This is a genomic window from Achromobacter sp. RTa, assembly GCF_000757485.1.
Classification (GTDB): domain Bacteria; phylum Pseudomonadota; class Gammaproteobacteria; order Burkholderiales; family Burkholderiaceae_B; genus Achromobacter.
In genome coordinates this window covers 41999-54511 of sequence record NZ_JPYO01000037.1, presented here as the reverse complement: position 1 = coordinate 54511, position 12513 = coordinate 41999, and the positions used below count along the sequence as shown (strand labels likewise).

Annotated in this window: 13 protein-coding genes and 2 tRNA genes; 7 read left to right on the top strand and 8 right to left on the bottom strand. The window is 65.1% G+C overall.

Annotated features, from left to right (window positions below; all coding sequences use genetic code 11):
* Nucleotides 1-17: 17 nt before the first annotated feature.
* From JL37_RS15180 to JL37_RS15170, 3 genes are all read right to left on the bottom strand, one after another.
* Nucleotides 18-491, bottom strand: a complete 474-nt coding sequence (locus JL37_RS15180) for a RidA family protein (RefSeq protein ID WP_043545075.1) — start codon at nucleotides 489-491, stop codon at nucleotides 18-20.
* A gap of 97 nt (nucleotides 492-588) precedes the next feature.
* Nucleotides 589-1503 (bottom strand): transcriptional regulator GcvA, encoded by a 915-nt coding sequence (gene gcvA, locus JL37_RS15175; RefSeq protein ID WP_043545073.1) that lies wholly within the window; start codon nucleotides 1501-1503, stop codon nucleotides 589-591.
* Nucleotides 1504-1621: 118 nt separating this feature from the next.
* Nucleotides 1622-1697 (bottom strand) — tRNA-Asn (locus tag JL37_RS15170).
* Nucleotides 1698-1954: 257 nt separating this feature from the next.
* On the opposite strand from JL37_RS15170, the gene JL37_RS15165 reads away from it, so the two are divergent.
* Together JL37_RS15165 and JL37_RS15160 are read left to right on the top strand one after the other, a co-directional pair.
* Nucleotides 1955-3142 (top strand): Xaa-Pro peptidase family protein, encoded by a 1188-nt coding sequence (locus tag JL37_RS15165; protein WP_231570353.1) that lies wholly within the window; start codon nucleotides 1955-1957, stop codon nucleotides 3140-3142.
* Nucleotides 3143-3168: 26 nt separating this feature from the next.
* Nucleotides 3169-3825, top strand: coding sequence for a CerR family C-terminal domain-containing protein (locus JL37_RS15160; protein ID WP_043545103.1), 657 nt, complete (start codon nucleotides 3169-3171; stop codon nucleotides 3823-3825).
* Between the two features lie 13 nt (nucleotides 3826-3838).
* Here the strand turns inward: JL37_RS15160 and JL37_RS15155 are convergent, their stop codons facing one another.
* Nucleotides 3839-4240, bottom strand: a complete 402-nt coding sequence (locus tag JL37_RS15155) for a MarR family winged helix-turn-helix transcriptional regulator (protein ID WP_197064616.1) — start codon at nucleotides 4238-4240, stop codon at nucleotides 3839-3841.
* Nucleotides 4241-4537: 297 nt separating this feature from the next.
* On the opposite strand from JL37_RS15155, the gene JL37_RS15150 reads away from it, so the two are divergent.
* The 5 genes from JL37_RS15150 (at nucleotide 4538) to JL37_RS15130 (ending at nucleotide 10157) form a co-directional block, all read left to right on the top strand.
* Nucleotides 4538-5644, top strand: coding sequence for a porin (locus tag JL37_RS15150; RefSeq protein ID WP_231570352.1), 1107 nt, complete (start codon nucleotides 4538-4540; stop codon nucleotides 5642-5644).
* Nucleotides 5645-5700: 56 nt separating this feature from the next.
* Nucleotides 5701-6822 (top strand): NAD(P)/FAD-dependent oxidoreductase, encoded by a 1122-nt coding sequence (locus JL37_RS15145; protein WP_043545070.1) that lies wholly within the window; start codon nucleotides 5701-5703, stop codon nucleotides 6820-6822.
* On the top strand, nucleotides 6822-7670 hold the full coding sequence (locus JL37_RS29750; protein ID WP_052097248.1) for an alpha/beta hydrolase: 849 nt from the start codon (nucleotides 6822-6824) through the stop codon (nucleotides 7668-7670). Before JL37_RS15145 ends, JL37_RS29750 begins: the two co-directional genes overlap by 1 nt.
* 16 nt (nucleotides 7671-7686) lie before the next feature.
* Nucleotides 7687-8682, top strand: a complete 996-nt coding sequence (locus JL37_RS15135; protein WP_197064615.1) for a VOC family protein — start codon at nucleotides 7687-7689, stop codon at nucleotides 8680-8682.
* Between the two features lie 71 nt (nucleotides 8683-8753).
* Entirely contained in the window at nucleotides 8754-10157 is a 1404-nt protein-coding gene (locus JL37_RS15130; protein WP_052097245.1) for an MFS transporter, read from the top strand.
* Between the two features lie 124 nt (nucleotides 10158-10281).
* Here the strand turns inward: JL37_RS15130 and JL37_RS15125 are convergent.
* From JL37_RS15125 to JL37_RS15110, 4 genes are all read right to left on the bottom strand, one after another.
* Nucleotides 10282-10357 (bottom strand) — tRNA-Thr (locus tag JL37_RS15125).
* A gap of 79 nt (nucleotides 10358-10436) precedes the next feature.
* The gene (locus JL37_RS15120) at nucleotides 10437-10883 is read right to left on the bottom strand and encodes a ClpXP protease specificity-enhancing factor (protein WP_043545069.1); all 447 of its coding nucleotides are present in this window, start codon (nucleotides 10881-10883) and stop codon (nucleotides 10437-10439) included.
* Between the two features lie 12 nt (nucleotides 10884-10895).
* A complete protein-coding gene (locus JL37_RS15115) occupies nucleotides 10896-11507 on the bottom strand; it encodes a glutathione S-transferase N-terminal domain-containing protein (RefSeq protein WP_006388039.1) in 612 nt (203 codons plus the stop codon).
* Nucleotides 11508-11660: 153 nt separating this feature from the next.
* Nucleotides 11661-12512: a cytochrome c1 gene (locus tag JL37_RS15110; protein WP_043545068.1), complete on the bottom strand. Its 852-nt coding sequence runs from the start codon at nucleotides 12510-12512 to the stop codon at nucleotides 11661-11663.
* Between the last annotated feature and the right edge of the window lies 1 nt (nucleotide 12513).

The window sequence follows — 12513 nt, the reverse complement described above, 5'->3', positions numbered from 1 at the left end:
GTTCCGGGATGACTGCGTCAGGCTTGCGTGAGGGCGACGACGGCTTCGACCTCCACGGCGACGCCCTGGGGCAGGGAAGCCACCCCGACGGCGCTGCGGGCATGGCGGCCCGCGTCGCCGAATACGTCCACCATCAGGTCGGAGGCGCCGTTGGCGACGGCGCTCTGGCGGTTGAAGTCCGGCGTGCTTGCTACGAACACGCCCAGGCGCACCACGCGCGCCACCCGGTCCATCCGGTCGCCGGTGGCGGCGGCGATCTGCGACAGCACGCCCAGCGCGGACAGGCGCGCCGCCTCGACGCCATCCGCATCGGAGATCTGGTCGCCGAGGCGGCCCAGGTAGGCGGCCTTGCCGTTCTTGCGGGATATCTGGCCGGAGATATAGAGCAGATTGCCTTCCTGCACGCAGGATACGTAGTTGGCGGCGGGGGCGGCGGCGGCTTCCAGGGCGAGGCCAAGTTCGGCCACGCGGCCGGAGATCGAACGGGTCATGAGGGGGCTCCTGTGCAGGGATCTAGTGGAAACCCCCATGCTATCGGCCGTGGCGCGCCGTGACCAATCAATTCTTGTGACGTACGTATGAGCAAAACTAATGCGTGTCGCCGGGCGCCGCCGCCGCTTGCTCCAGCCAGGAATGGAAGCGCCGCGCCGCGTCGCCGAGTGCGCCGCGCGGCGTCACGAACCACCAGCCGATGCGCGGCGCCTCCAGCGTGGCGCCGGGCAGCGCCTCGACCAGCGCGCCGCTGGCCAGCTGGGCTCCGATCAGGCGGTGCCGGCCCATCGCCAACCCCTGGCCCGCCAAGGCGGCTTCCACCACGATGTTGTAGTCGTGCAGGCGCACCGGCCGCACGCGGCTGAGATCCAGGCCGTAGCGTTGCGCCCAGGCGTCCCATTCGAATGGATGTTTGGCGTGGGAGGCCAGCAGGGGATAGCGCAGCAGGTCCTCCGGCGCGCGCGGGCGCTTCTTTCCCGCGATGAGCCCGGGGGCGCAGACGATGGACAGGCGCTCCGCCATCAGCAGCCGCGCCCGTACGCCGGGCCAGGCGCCGCGCCCATAGCGTATCGCCACGTCGACCTCTCCGCCCGCGACGTCTGCCAGCGCGATGTCGGGCAGCAGCTGCAGGTCGATGTCCGGATGAGCGGCGGCGAATCCCGCCAGCCGCGGCGCGAGCCAGCGCGTGGCGAACGAGGCCAGCAGCCCGACCCGCAGCTTGCTGCGCGCCGCCGCGGGCGCGCGGATTTCGTCGGTGCCCAGGCGCAGCAATTCGAATGCGGCATGCACCCGGTCGTAGTAGGCCTGGCCTGCGGCGGTCAGGGCCACGGCGCGGGTGCGGCGTTCGAACAATGCCACGCCCAGCTCCGCCTCCAGGCGCTGGATGTGATGGCTGATGGCGCTTTGCGTGACGAACAGTTCCTGGGCCGCCTGCGAAAAGCTCAGCCGCCGCGCGGCCGCTTCAAAGGCACGCAGGGAGACCAGGGCGGGCAGGGATCGCGCGGAACGCATGGTGCAGGGCAATCGTGATGGAGGAAATGCGCATCATCGTACTGCGCGGCGGGCGGGAAGCAGCCCGGAAATGCAAAAGGCCCGCAACATGTTGCGGGCCCTTCAGTACTGCATTCTTTGGCTCCCCGAGCTGGGCTCGAACCAGCGACCTGCGGATTAACAGTCCGTCGCTCTACCGACTGAGCTATCGGGGAACAGGTAGAGGGGCCGAATTATGCACAAATTTCGGGAAGTTTGCAAAACGGTCGGGGACGGAACAGGCACGGCTGCGTCGCGCGGGATTTTTCCAGTCGCCGCGCCCGCTGGACGCTCTCGTGTACCCGCTTGATTTAATTCATTCAAATGAATTAAATTGTCGACTCAACCTTGTCAGGAGCGCAGCATGATTCAAATTCCCCCTCCTCTATCCTTGGCCGAGCGCGACAGGCGCTGGCAGCTGGCGCGCCGGCTCATGCGCGAAGAACGTCTCGACGCGTTGATCGTCTATGGCGACCGGGAGGCGGCCGCTCCGGCGGCCTTCGCGCCGGATTGCTACTTCACTAACGACCGACCAGGATCGCTGGTGCTCTTTGTTGGCGAGGACGCGCCGCTGGTATTCACGTTCGCCTCCATGATGGTGGCTGACCATATCCAGGCCGCAATGCGCGGCGACCTGCAATGGCTGGCGCCCGAGCAGTTGCGCGTGGGCAAGACCGGCCGCGACGCAGGCGCCTATCTGGCCAGCCGCGGCCTTGCCGGCGCGCGCGTCGGCATCATCGGTCTGGAGCCATACCCGCCCTTCTATTTCGATGGCGCCTTGCCCTGCCGCACGATGGAGGGGTTGGCGGGCGCGCTTGCGCGGGCCGAGTTCGTGCCAGTGTATCGGGCATTCTTCGCATTGGCGTCCGTCAAGAGCGAAGAGGAACTGGGGCTTATCCGCTATGCCGCGCACATTGGCGAGGCCATGAGCGAGACCCTGCGCGCGACCGCCCGCCCGGGGGTATCCGAGGCAGAACTGGTCGCTGCCGTGACATCCACCTGCTTCTCCATGGGGGGCTACACCGCCGAGATTCTGCTGGGGTCGGGGCCGGAATATGTGGGCTGGGGCCCGCCGGCCTGGCAGTACCGTTCGCAGCGTCCTCGCGTATTGCGTGAGGGGGACATCGTGCTGTCCGAGATATTCGCCCTCTACGGCATGATGGAAACGCAGCATCAGGCCGCGGTGGCGGTCGGCGACGTGCATCCGGATATTCTCCGCGCGGCGGCAGTCGCCCGCGAGTGCTACGAGCGTGGGCTGTGGGCGCTTCATGCCGGCAACACGTTCGGCGCCGTGGTGGACGCGATGGAGCAGCCGCTGCTGGAGGCGGGCGGTTGGCACGTGCATCCGCTGATACACAGCATCAATCCCTATGGGCCGGTGGGCTTTGGTACGGCGCCCGGCATAGAATGCCTACCTGAAGCCGGCCGCTATGTGCAGTTGCAACGTCTGCCCACGGTAGCGCGGGAACTGGAGCTGAAGCCGGGCATGTGTTTCGCTTTTGAGCCCAACTGCGCTTTTGGGCGGCATGTGGCCAACGTTGGCGGTACCGTCATCGTGGGCGACACGGCTGGCGTTGAACTCAACCAGAACTCGACGAGATTGATGCAGGCAAGGTGGTAGCCATGACGCCTCGCCTCACGGATACGATGAAGCCATCCACAGACGGTCATGCGGAACGCGCCCGCGAAACGCGCGACAAACTGATCGAGGCGGGGCTGTCGCTGTTCAGCCGATACGGGCTGGACGGCGTGCGCACGCGTGAACTGGCCGACAGGGCGGGCGTGAATCAGTCGGCCATTCCCTATCATTTCGGCGGTAAGGACGGTGTATATGCCGCAGTCATCCGGCGCGTGGCGAACGGCATCGTCGAGCGAGCAGGCCTGGAACGCATATTGGCCGAGCAGCCGTCCGGCGCCGCCGCCTCGGCGCGCGCGCTGGAGGCGCTGATGCGGGCATTCACGCGCGCGCTGCTGGACGGCGCCGGCGAATCCGTAAGCGGCAGCCTGCTGTTGGCGCGCGAACAGCTTCAACCTTCGCCGGTCTTTGACGAGACTTATGGACAACTGTTCCAGCCCTTGCACGTGGCGGTGACGCAGCGGGTTGCCGGCATACGGGGCGACTCAGCGGACGACGCCAGCAATATTCTGCGCGCGCACGCCATTCTCGGTCAGGCAATCGCATTCGCGGTGGCCAGGCAGGCGCTATTGCGGCGCCTGACCGTGCAGGCATTGCCGCAGGCCGTCGTGGACGAGATCGCGGTGCTGGTGGGCTGCATGGCGGTCGCGGCCGCCAAGGCCGGCTAGCGCCACGCCGCGCTTAGCGGCCGAGCGGAGGGTCCAGGCTCAGGACGTGACCCGCCAGCCGCACCAGTTGCCGGTTCAATTCGTCCAGCTCGGCCTGTGACAGGATGGACTGGCTGGCGGCAGTGATTGCCCGCGCGGCGATATCGACTCGGTCGTAAACGGCTTCGCCCACGGCCGTCAGCCTGACCTCGACCACCCTGGCATTGGTGGCGCGCTTGGCGCGCACCGCGAAACCGCGCTGTTCGACCTGATCCACGATGCGGCTCACGACCGATTGTTCGATCAGGGTGCCTTTGCAGATTTCGCTGATGGTGGCGACCTCCGCCCAACGCAGATGCTGCATGACGCGGAACTGCTGCAGCGTCAGCTCGACAGGACGCAGCGCACGCAGGAGCTGCGCATTCATTGCGTTCATCAGACGGCTCAGGTTGTACGGCAGATAGCCTGTTGGAGCCGCGCGCGCATCAGGGACTGGAGCACTGGTCTTTTTCGCCATGCGGCCATTCTAGCATCCACCTCCAGCCCGGTCAGAGCCCATTCTTGCGCCAATAAATTCCCTTGCATGAATCTATAAATAAAGATAATACGCTATGAATATAGGGAAAACGATATACGAAAAATAAAAAGAATGTAATTGCATATATTAACTCCGTACGTTAACTTGGCGCCACAAGCAGTCCAACTGAACCAAGGGTGCAGCGGAGACATAACGATGATCGGGGGAATGTTCCGGCGCTATGGCGCCGGCATGTGGCTGGCGCTCGGCGCCTCGGCGGCGGACGCGCAGCCGTCCATGACGTTGTACGGCGTGCTCGACACGGCAGTCGAGCACGTCAACAGGATTGGCGTAGACCACCGCAGTGTGACTCGTATGCCCGGAATAACGGGCTCTACGCCGTCACGCTGGGGGCTCAAGGGAGTTGAAGACCTGGGCGGCGGGCTTAAGGCGATGTTCCAGCTGGAAGGCGGATACGCCGTCGACAATGGCCGGCTGACGCAGGGAGGACGGCTGTACGGACGCCAGTCCTGGGTGGGTTTGACGGGGCCCTGGGGCCAGGTGTCGCTGGGGCGTCAGTTCACCATGAGCGCCTGGGCCACGATGGATGCGGACGTGCTAGGCCCGACGCTGTATGGCACCAGCAATCTGGACATGGTGCTGGCCAACCCGCGCGCCGACAACACCGTCGCCTATCGCGGCACGTTTGGCGCGGTGACGGTGGGCGGCACCTACAGCTTCGGGCGCGACAGCGTCAACGATGGCCCGAGCTTCTCCGGGCAGAACTGCGCGGGCGGTTTCAGCGCCGACCGCCGCGCCTGCAGGCAATGGACCGCCATGCTGATGTATCGGGGCGCAGGCTGGAACGTGAGCACGGCATACGACGTACTGCGCGGCGGGCCGGGCGCATTCGCGGGGCTGACCTCCAGCGCGCTGCGCGACCGCCGCTTCATGGTGGCGGGGTATGTCCTGAGCGGCGCAGGCAAGGTCGGCGCGGGCTATTTGCGCCGCGATAACGATGCCAGCCGCAATCCCAGAAGCCACTTGTGGTGGTTGGGGATCGCGTATGACCTGACGCCCGCGTTCAACTTGGGCGTGCAGGCCACATGGCTGGACTATCGGCACAGCCCCGATCGCACCTTGCTGCTGTCGGTGATGGCGCGGACCTCGCTGTCCAAACGCACCGCGCTGTATCTCACATCGGGCTACATCGACAACGGTGGACAGGTGACGACCTCGGTCAGCTCGGGCGCGCCGGGATCGGCGACCGCGCCGGGCGGCAATCAGCTAGGGGTGGCGCTCGGGGTAAGGCATCTTTTCTAGCGGGCGCGACGGGCGGCGCCCGCCAGCACTCGCACGGAAGTTCCAGGAGACAGGGTATGGCAGCAAAACGTGTGGAAATTTCAGGGGCGGGATTCGCCGGTTTGACCGCCGCTGCTGCGTTCGCGCAGCGCGGATGGTCGGTGCGGGTGCATGAGCGTGCGCCCACATTGCGCACGGCAGGCGCAGGGATCTTCGTTTTCGAGAATGGACTCAGGGTGTTGCGGGCTATCGACGCCTACGAAGATGCGGTGTGCGGCGCGCATATCGCCCCGGCGCGCGAGACGCGTGATAGCGCGGGACGTCTTCTGGCGCGGCATCCCGGCGGTCCGTCGCAGCGCGTCGTTACCGTTGTGCGCCAGCAGCTGCTGGAGTCGGTGGCGGCGGCGGCCCGTCGCGCGGGGGCGGAAATATGCATGAGTTCGGAAGTGGTGGACGCCACGCCCGAAGGCCGGATCCGATTGGCTGACGGACAGAGCGCCATCGCGGATCTGGTTATTGCCGCCGACGGCGTGCATTCGCAGATTCGCGACAGGCTTGAACTGCTGCGCTCGCGCGTGAAGCTGGGGGACGGCGCGATCCGCGTGTTGTTGCCACGCCGACATGACGATACCGACAGCCAGCAGGAAATCGTCGAGCATTGGTCGGGTAAGCGGCGCCTGCTGTATGTGCCCTGCGGCCATGATTGGCTGTATCTGGCATTGACCACGTTGAATGACGATCACGAAGGCAAGAGATTGCCGCTTGATGCTGGCGCGTGGGCGCGAACGTTTCCGCATCTCCGCAGGCTGATCGAACGCATCGGCCAGGAAGGGCGTTGGGACGAGTTCGAGATGATCCGTCTGTACCGCTGGTCGCACGGCCGTGTGGCGGTGGTGGGCGACGCCGCCCACGCACAGGCACCCAATCTGGGGCAAGGCGGCGGTTGCGCCATGATGAGCGCGCTGGGGTTGGCCGTGGCGCTCGAGCAAGAAATCGACATTCCCCAGGCGTTGCAGGCCTGGGAGGCGCGCGAGCGGCCGTTGATCGAACATACCCAACGGGTGTCGCGGCTTTACAGCCGCGTGGGACGCCTGCCGGAGTGCCTGCGCAGCCTGACGTTCAGCATTGCCGGCCGTTCGGCCTGGATGGTACGCCAGCGGATGCGCGCCGCCAATCATCACCCCACCGGAGCGCGCTGATGGCATTCGATCGTTTGCGGCAGTTGCCGCCCATGTTGCATTCCGGGGCACAGGACTATGCGAGGCAAGTGCTGAATGCTTCGCGCGCCGCCTCGCAAGCCGCGGGGTTCGTCGGCGATCTGGCTTACGGCGCGGATCCCTGGCAGACCCTGGATATCTATGCGCCCGCGTCATTCGGACAGGCGCCAATGGCGGTGCTGCTGTCGTTTCACGGCGGCGCCTGGATGAATGGCTACAAGGAATGGATGGGGTTCCAGGCGCCGGCGCTGGCGCATATTCCATTGATTTTGGTCACACCCGACTACCGTCTGGCGCCGGCCGTGGGCATGGCCGAGATAGTGGACGACTGCTACGCGGCACTGGCCTGGACCTACAGCAACATCGCCCGCTTCGGCGGAGACCCGGCGCGGATCTGGGTCGGCGGTCACTCGGCGGGAGCGCATCTGGCGGCCGTGCTCGCACTGCGACCCGATCTGGCCGAGCGCCATGGATTGCCGGCCGACGTCGTGCGAGGAGCGGCCTTGATCAGCGCGCCGCTGGCGCTGGACTTTCTCCATGCGCCGGCCACGCAGGCCGATCACAAGCTGGCGCAAGCGCTTGGCGCGGGGGCCGCTCAATGGAGTCCACTGCGTCTGGCCGAGCGGGCCGCCGTGCCGTTCTGCCTCGATTGGGGGGAACACGATTTTCCGCGCATCGTAGAGCAGAACCGGGCCTTTGTGGCGCGCCTGCAAGCGCGCGGCCTGTCCGTGAGCGGGCGGGAGTGGGCCGGACATGACCACTTTTCGGTGCATGTGGCCTGCGGCCAACCCGGTAGCGCATGGGCCCAGCAGTTCACCCATTATTTCTGAGCAGGAGAGCAACGGCATGCAGGCACATCATCAGCAAAGTATTTTTTCCCCTCGGCGGCTGGGGCACGTGAACTTCATCGTGGCCGATCTTGAGCGATCCATTGGCTTTTATCAGCAGGCCTGCGGCCTGAATCTGGAGTTCACCGAAACCGGTATCCGAGCGGGATTCATGGGCGTGGGCCATACCCCGCACGATATAGGCATGATCGAGCAGACGCAGGAGGCCCGCTACGGCCGCGATGGGCACCTGCAGATGCCGCGCGGCGTGGCCAGCCGTATCGGTCTGAATCACCTGGCCTGGGAGATGGAGTCCGAGGCAGCCCTGGTGACGGCTTGGGAGCAGGCGCAGGCGGCCGGCCTGGGGGAGTCTTCGCGCACGGTGGATCACCAGATCGCCCGCAGCATCTACCTGCGTGATCCGGACGGCAACATGAACGAGTTCTACGCCGACACCATCGCCGAGTGGCGTGCCGTGCTGCACGGCGACATGGATCTCATCACTTCGACGTGGGAGCCCGGCACACCGGCGCCATCGCCCGAGCCGCGATGGCATGAGAATCCGCCCACTCGGGTGTTCGAGGGTGCCGTAATGCAGCCCCGGCGCTTGTCCCATGCCGTGCTGCTGACACCGGACCTGGCGCCAATGCTGCGCTTCTATACCGGGATTGCGGGCTTGCGCGTGGTTCACGCCGGGGCGGACGTCGCGCTGCTGCGGCCTCGGGCGACGCAGTCGGCGTATCAGCTGGCGTTGGTGCGCAGCCAGGAAAAGGGTTTGCATCATTTCGCGTTTGAAGTCGACGGCGGGACGGACTGGACCGGCAGCGCGCTGCGCTTGCGGGATATGGGGCTTGCGGCCGAATCCAGGCAAGACGGTCCGCTCAAGCGCAGCCTGTTCGTGACGGATGCCGACGGTTTCTTAGTCGAGTTCTGCGCGCCCTTGCCCCATGCGCTCGAACGGCTGGAGACGGCAGGGTGGCTTCCGATTTCCGAGGACACGGCTTTTCGCGTGTAGCCCTTCGCGCCGTTTCGCCACGCCGGCGGGGGGCGTTCTCCCCCGATGACATCGACTTCTAGGACGGCCTCATGCAAGCTGCCGAATCCCCGTATTCCGGCGATCTCCGCCATCGCCACACAGCCCATCATTCCCGAGGCGCGATCATTGCCCGGCTGGAACGTCTGCACAAGTCTTCGCTGCAGGTGCGTGCGCGCCTGCTGATAGGCCTGGCGACCTTTTTCGATGGCTTCGATGCCCTGGTCATCGCGGCCACGCTGCCGCTCTTGATCAAAGAATGGTCGCTATCGCCAGCTCAAGCCGGGCTTCTGGTCGCGGTCAGCGCGGCCGGCGCCCTGATCGGCACGCTGGTGTTTCCACAGATCGCCGACCGCTACGGCCGGGTGCGGGCGGTCACCATCAGCACTGCCATCATCGGAGTGGGCAGCATCGCCTGCGGCTTCACCCAGAACTACGAGCTATTCCTGTTGATCCGCTTCATCCAGGGCGTGGGCATCGGCGGCGAGCTGCCTGTCGCCGCAACCTACATCAACGAAATCGCCCGGGCCCACGGCCGGGGGCGGTTTGTGCTGTTGTACGAGGTCATCTATCCGGTTGGACTGCTGCTGTCCACCATCGTGGGCGCCTGGATGGTGCCGAGGTTGGGCTGGGCATCTCTGTATTTCGTGGGCGGTGCGCCGGCGCTGCTGGCGCTGCTGATACCGCGCTTCGTGCCGGAATCCCCGCGCTGGCTTGCCGAGAAAGGACGCTTGGTGGAATCGCACGAGGCGTTGCGGCGATTCGAGGACAGTGCCCGGGAGCCGCTGCCCATACCCGGGGACAGCGCGAGCTTCGACGCCCTGCTCGCCTCCACGCCGGCGCGCCGGGTGCGCGATGTGTTCGGGCCGCTGTATCTGCGGCGCACCTTGGTCATTGCGCTGTTGTGGGCGTCTTGCGGCTTCATCCAATCCAGCCTCACGACCTGGTTGCCCACTATCTATCAGACCCTCTACAAGGTGCCGTTGCAGACCGCGCTGAATCTGGCGATCGGCGCTTCCGCGCTAGGTGTGGTGGGGTCGATCGTGTGCGCGCTCCTGGTGGACCGGGTTGGCCGCAAGCCCGTCATCATCTGGGCCTTTGCCGGGTGCACGATTGCGCTGACGGCGGCCGGCCTGCTGGCGGACCAAGGCGTATATGTCCTCGCCATGCTGTGCTCGCTGGCCTTCGGATTGCTGGCATGCGGATTCATTACGGTGTTTGTCTATACCCCCGAGATGTATCCGACCGGCGTACGCGCATTGGGCTGTGGCGTGGGCGGCGTATGGGCCAAGCTTGCCGCGATCTCCGGGCCGATGGTGATGACGCAGTTCGTGGGGTCGGGTCATCTCGGGCTGGCGTTCTTCTGCCTGGGCGGGGTGACGCTGATCACGGCATTCGCGGTGGGCCGCCATGGAATCGAAACTCGTGGGAAGGTGCTGGAAGAGTTGGAGGCCTGACGGCCGTCACCTGCGCCAAGATTGAGCGATCACGCGCGGGGAGCGCCTGCCAGTTCGCCCGGACAAAAAAAACCCCGCTTCGCCTTAGGCGCTGCGGGGTTTCATTCTGTTCGGGCTGCAAGCTTGGTGCCGGTGAAAGGAATCGAACCCTCGACCTTCTCATTACAAGTGAGCTGCTCTACCAACTGAGCTACACCGGCTTTGCCTGCGTGACCTTTGCACAGGGATCGCATTGTAATGAAAAAATGCGGCCCTGGCGTGGCCGTGCCTGCGCGGCGGCTATTTGACGATGGTCAGGCGCGGACGCTTGGGTTCGTCGTCGTCTCCGCCGTCGTCGCCGGGGGCGGCGGCGTCGGAGCCTTCGGGCGCGGCGGCGGCCGCCGTGCCCTGGGCGCCGGCTTCCGGCGGTTCGTAGGGCTGCACTTCGAAGCCCATGCCCGCGCCGGTTTCGCGCGCGTAGATGGCGCTGACGGCGCCCACGGGAACGTAGACGTTTTCGGTCACGCCGCTGAAGCGGGCCTGGAATTCGATGAATTCATTGCCCAGCACCAGGCGGTTGGTGGCCAGCGTGCCGACGTTCAGTGTGATCTGTCCGTCGCGCACATGGGCGACGGGCACCATGGTGTGCTCGTCGACCTGCACGGTGATGTACGGCGTGTAGCCGTTATCGGTGCACCATTCATGCAGCGCGCGGATCAGATACGGTTTGGTCGAAGTTTCACCCATTGCGGAACAGCCTTAACGACGCATCACTTTTTCCGAAGGCGTCAGCGCTTCGATATAGGCCGGGCGCGAGAAGATGCGTTCGGCGTACTTCTGCAGCGGAGCCGCGTTCTTGGGCAGCTCGATGCCGTAGTGGTCCAGGCGCCACAGCAGCGGGGCCACGGCCACGTCGAGCATGGAGAATTCCTCGCCCAGCATGTACTTGTTCTTCAGCAGCATGGGAGCCAGCTGGGCCAGGCGATCGCGGATGTTCTGGCGGGCGTTGGCCAGCTTCTTTTCGTCGGGCTTGGCGCTGCGGTCTTCGAGCGTCGAGACGTGGACGAACAGTTCCTTTTCGAAGTTGTAGAGGAACAGGCGCGTGCGGGCGCGCATGACCGGGTCGGCGGGCATGAGCTGCGGGTGGGGGAAGCGCTCGTCGATGTACTCGTTGATGATGTTCGACTCGTACAGGACCAGGTCGCGCTCGACCAGAATGGGCACTTGACCGTACGGGTTCATCACCGAGATGTCTTCGGGCTTGTTGTACAGGTCGATGTCGCGGATCTCGAAATCCATGCCTTTTTCGAACAACACGAAACGGCAGCGTTGCGAAAACGGACACGTGGTTCCGGAATAGAGCACCATCATGGCGGTAAGTCCTTTATTAAAAACGAAAGGCCAGCGCCTTAATCTAGCAGGCGCTGGCCCCAATTGCCAGGCGGGATAGGCATACGGCCCTATCCGCCGATCCCGTCCCCATTTACAGCCGGGGACGGCGAAAAAACCTGGCGGGGCTTGCGGTTAGCGCACGTGTTTCCAGTACGAGGCATTCAGGCGCCAAGTAACCAGGAAGAACAGCAGCAGGAACAACATGACGCCGACACCGAGGCGAACGCGGAACGTCTGGACGGGCTCGGCCATCCAGGACATGAACGCGGTCAGATCGGCGATGTCGTTGTCGTATGTTGCGACTTGGGCCGGGTTGGCGGCCTTGAATTTGGCATCGAAGGTGGCATGGCCGTGGTAGTTGGCTACCGGTTCGGCCTTGACCGTGGAAAAACCTTGAGCATCGTACACCGTCGTGACCCGTTCCCAGGTCTTGGGCGCGCCTTCCTTGCCTTCCACCTCGTGCATGGCGACGGTAGTGAGCTCGCGCGGACCCTGGCGTTCCCAGAGGGCATGGGGCATGCCCACGGCCGGGAAGACCAGGTTGTTCCAGCCCGTCGCGCGCGACGTGTCGCGGTAGAAGGTGCGCAGGTAGGTGTAGATGTAGTCGGAACCCGAGGGGCCGGCGTTCACGGACTTGGCGCGGGCGATCACGGACAGGTCCGGGGGCGTCGTGCCAAACCACTGCTTGGCGTCCTTCGGGGTCATGGCGACGGTCATCATGTCGCCGACCTTTTCGCCGGTGAACAGCAGGCTTTCCTTGATTTGCTGGTCGGTCAGCCCGATGTCCTTGAGCTTGTTGTAGCGCATCGAGGACGCGCTATGGCAGTTCAGGCAGTAGTTGACGAACAGCTTGGCTCCGTTCTGCAGCGACGACATGTCGTTGACGCGGTACGGGGCCTTGTCCAGCGGGAATCCGCCCTCGGCGGCGAAAGTGGAGGTGCACGCGAGCAACAAGGCCACGGCACCAATCAGCTTCTTGATCATG

Excerpts from the sequence above, each read along its gene's own strand:
- JL37_RS15115 (WP_006388039.1), bottom strand. The coding sequence starts at position 11,507 with ATGATGGTGCTCTATTCCGGAACCACGTGTCCGTTTTCGCAACGCTGC.
- JL37_RS15135 (WP_197064615.1), top strand. The coding sequence starts at position 7,687 with ATGCAGGCACATCATCAGCAAAGTATTTTTTCCCCTCGGCGGCTGGGG.
- JL37_RS15120 (WP_043545069.1), bottom strand. The coding sequence starts at position 10,883 with ATGGGTGAAACTTCGACCAAACCGTATCTGATCCGCGCGCTGCATGAA.
- gcvA (WP_043545073.1), bottom strand. The coding sequence starts at position 1,503 with ATGCGTTCCGCGCGATCCCTGCCCGCCCTGGTCTCCCTGCGTGCCTTT.
- JL37_RS15155 (WP_197064616.1), bottom strand. The coding sequence starts at position 4,240 with ATGAACGCAATGAATGCGCAGCTCCTGCGTGCGCTGCGTCCTGTCGAG.
- JL37_RS15130 (WP_052097245.1), top strand. The coding sequence starts at position 8,754 with ATGCAAGCTGCCGAATCCCCGTATTCCGGCGATCTCCGCCATCGCCAC.
- JL37_RS15180 (WP_043545075.1), bottom strand. The coding sequence starts at position 491 with ATGACCCGTTCGATCTCCGGCCGCGTGGCCGAACTTGGCCTCGCCCTG.
- JL37_RS15160 (WP_043545103.1), top strand. The coding sequence starts at position 3,169 with ATGAAGCCATCCACAGACGGTCATGCGGAACGCGCCCGCGAAACGCGC.
- JL37_RS15110 (WP_043545068.1), bottom strand. The coding sequence starts at position 12,512 with ATGATCAAGAAGCTGATTGGTGCCGTGGCCTTGTTGCTCGCGTGCACC.
- JL37_RS15150 (WP_231570352.1), top strand. The coding sequence starts at position 4,538 with ATGATCGGGGGAATGTTCCGGCGCTATGGCGCCGGCATGTGGCTGGCG.
- JL37_RS29750 (WP_052097248.1), top strand. The coding sequence starts at position 6,822 with ATGGCATTCGATCGTTTGCGGCAGTTGCCGCCCATGTTGCATTCCGGG.
- JL37_RS15165 (WP_231570353.1), top strand. The coding sequence starts at position 1,955 with ATGCGCGAAGAACGTCTCGACGCGTTGATCGTCTATGGCGACCGGGAG.
- JL37_RS15145 (WP_043545070.1), top strand. The coding sequence starts at position 5,701 with ATGGCAGCAAAACGTGTGGAAATTTCAGGGGCGGGATTCGCCGGTTTG.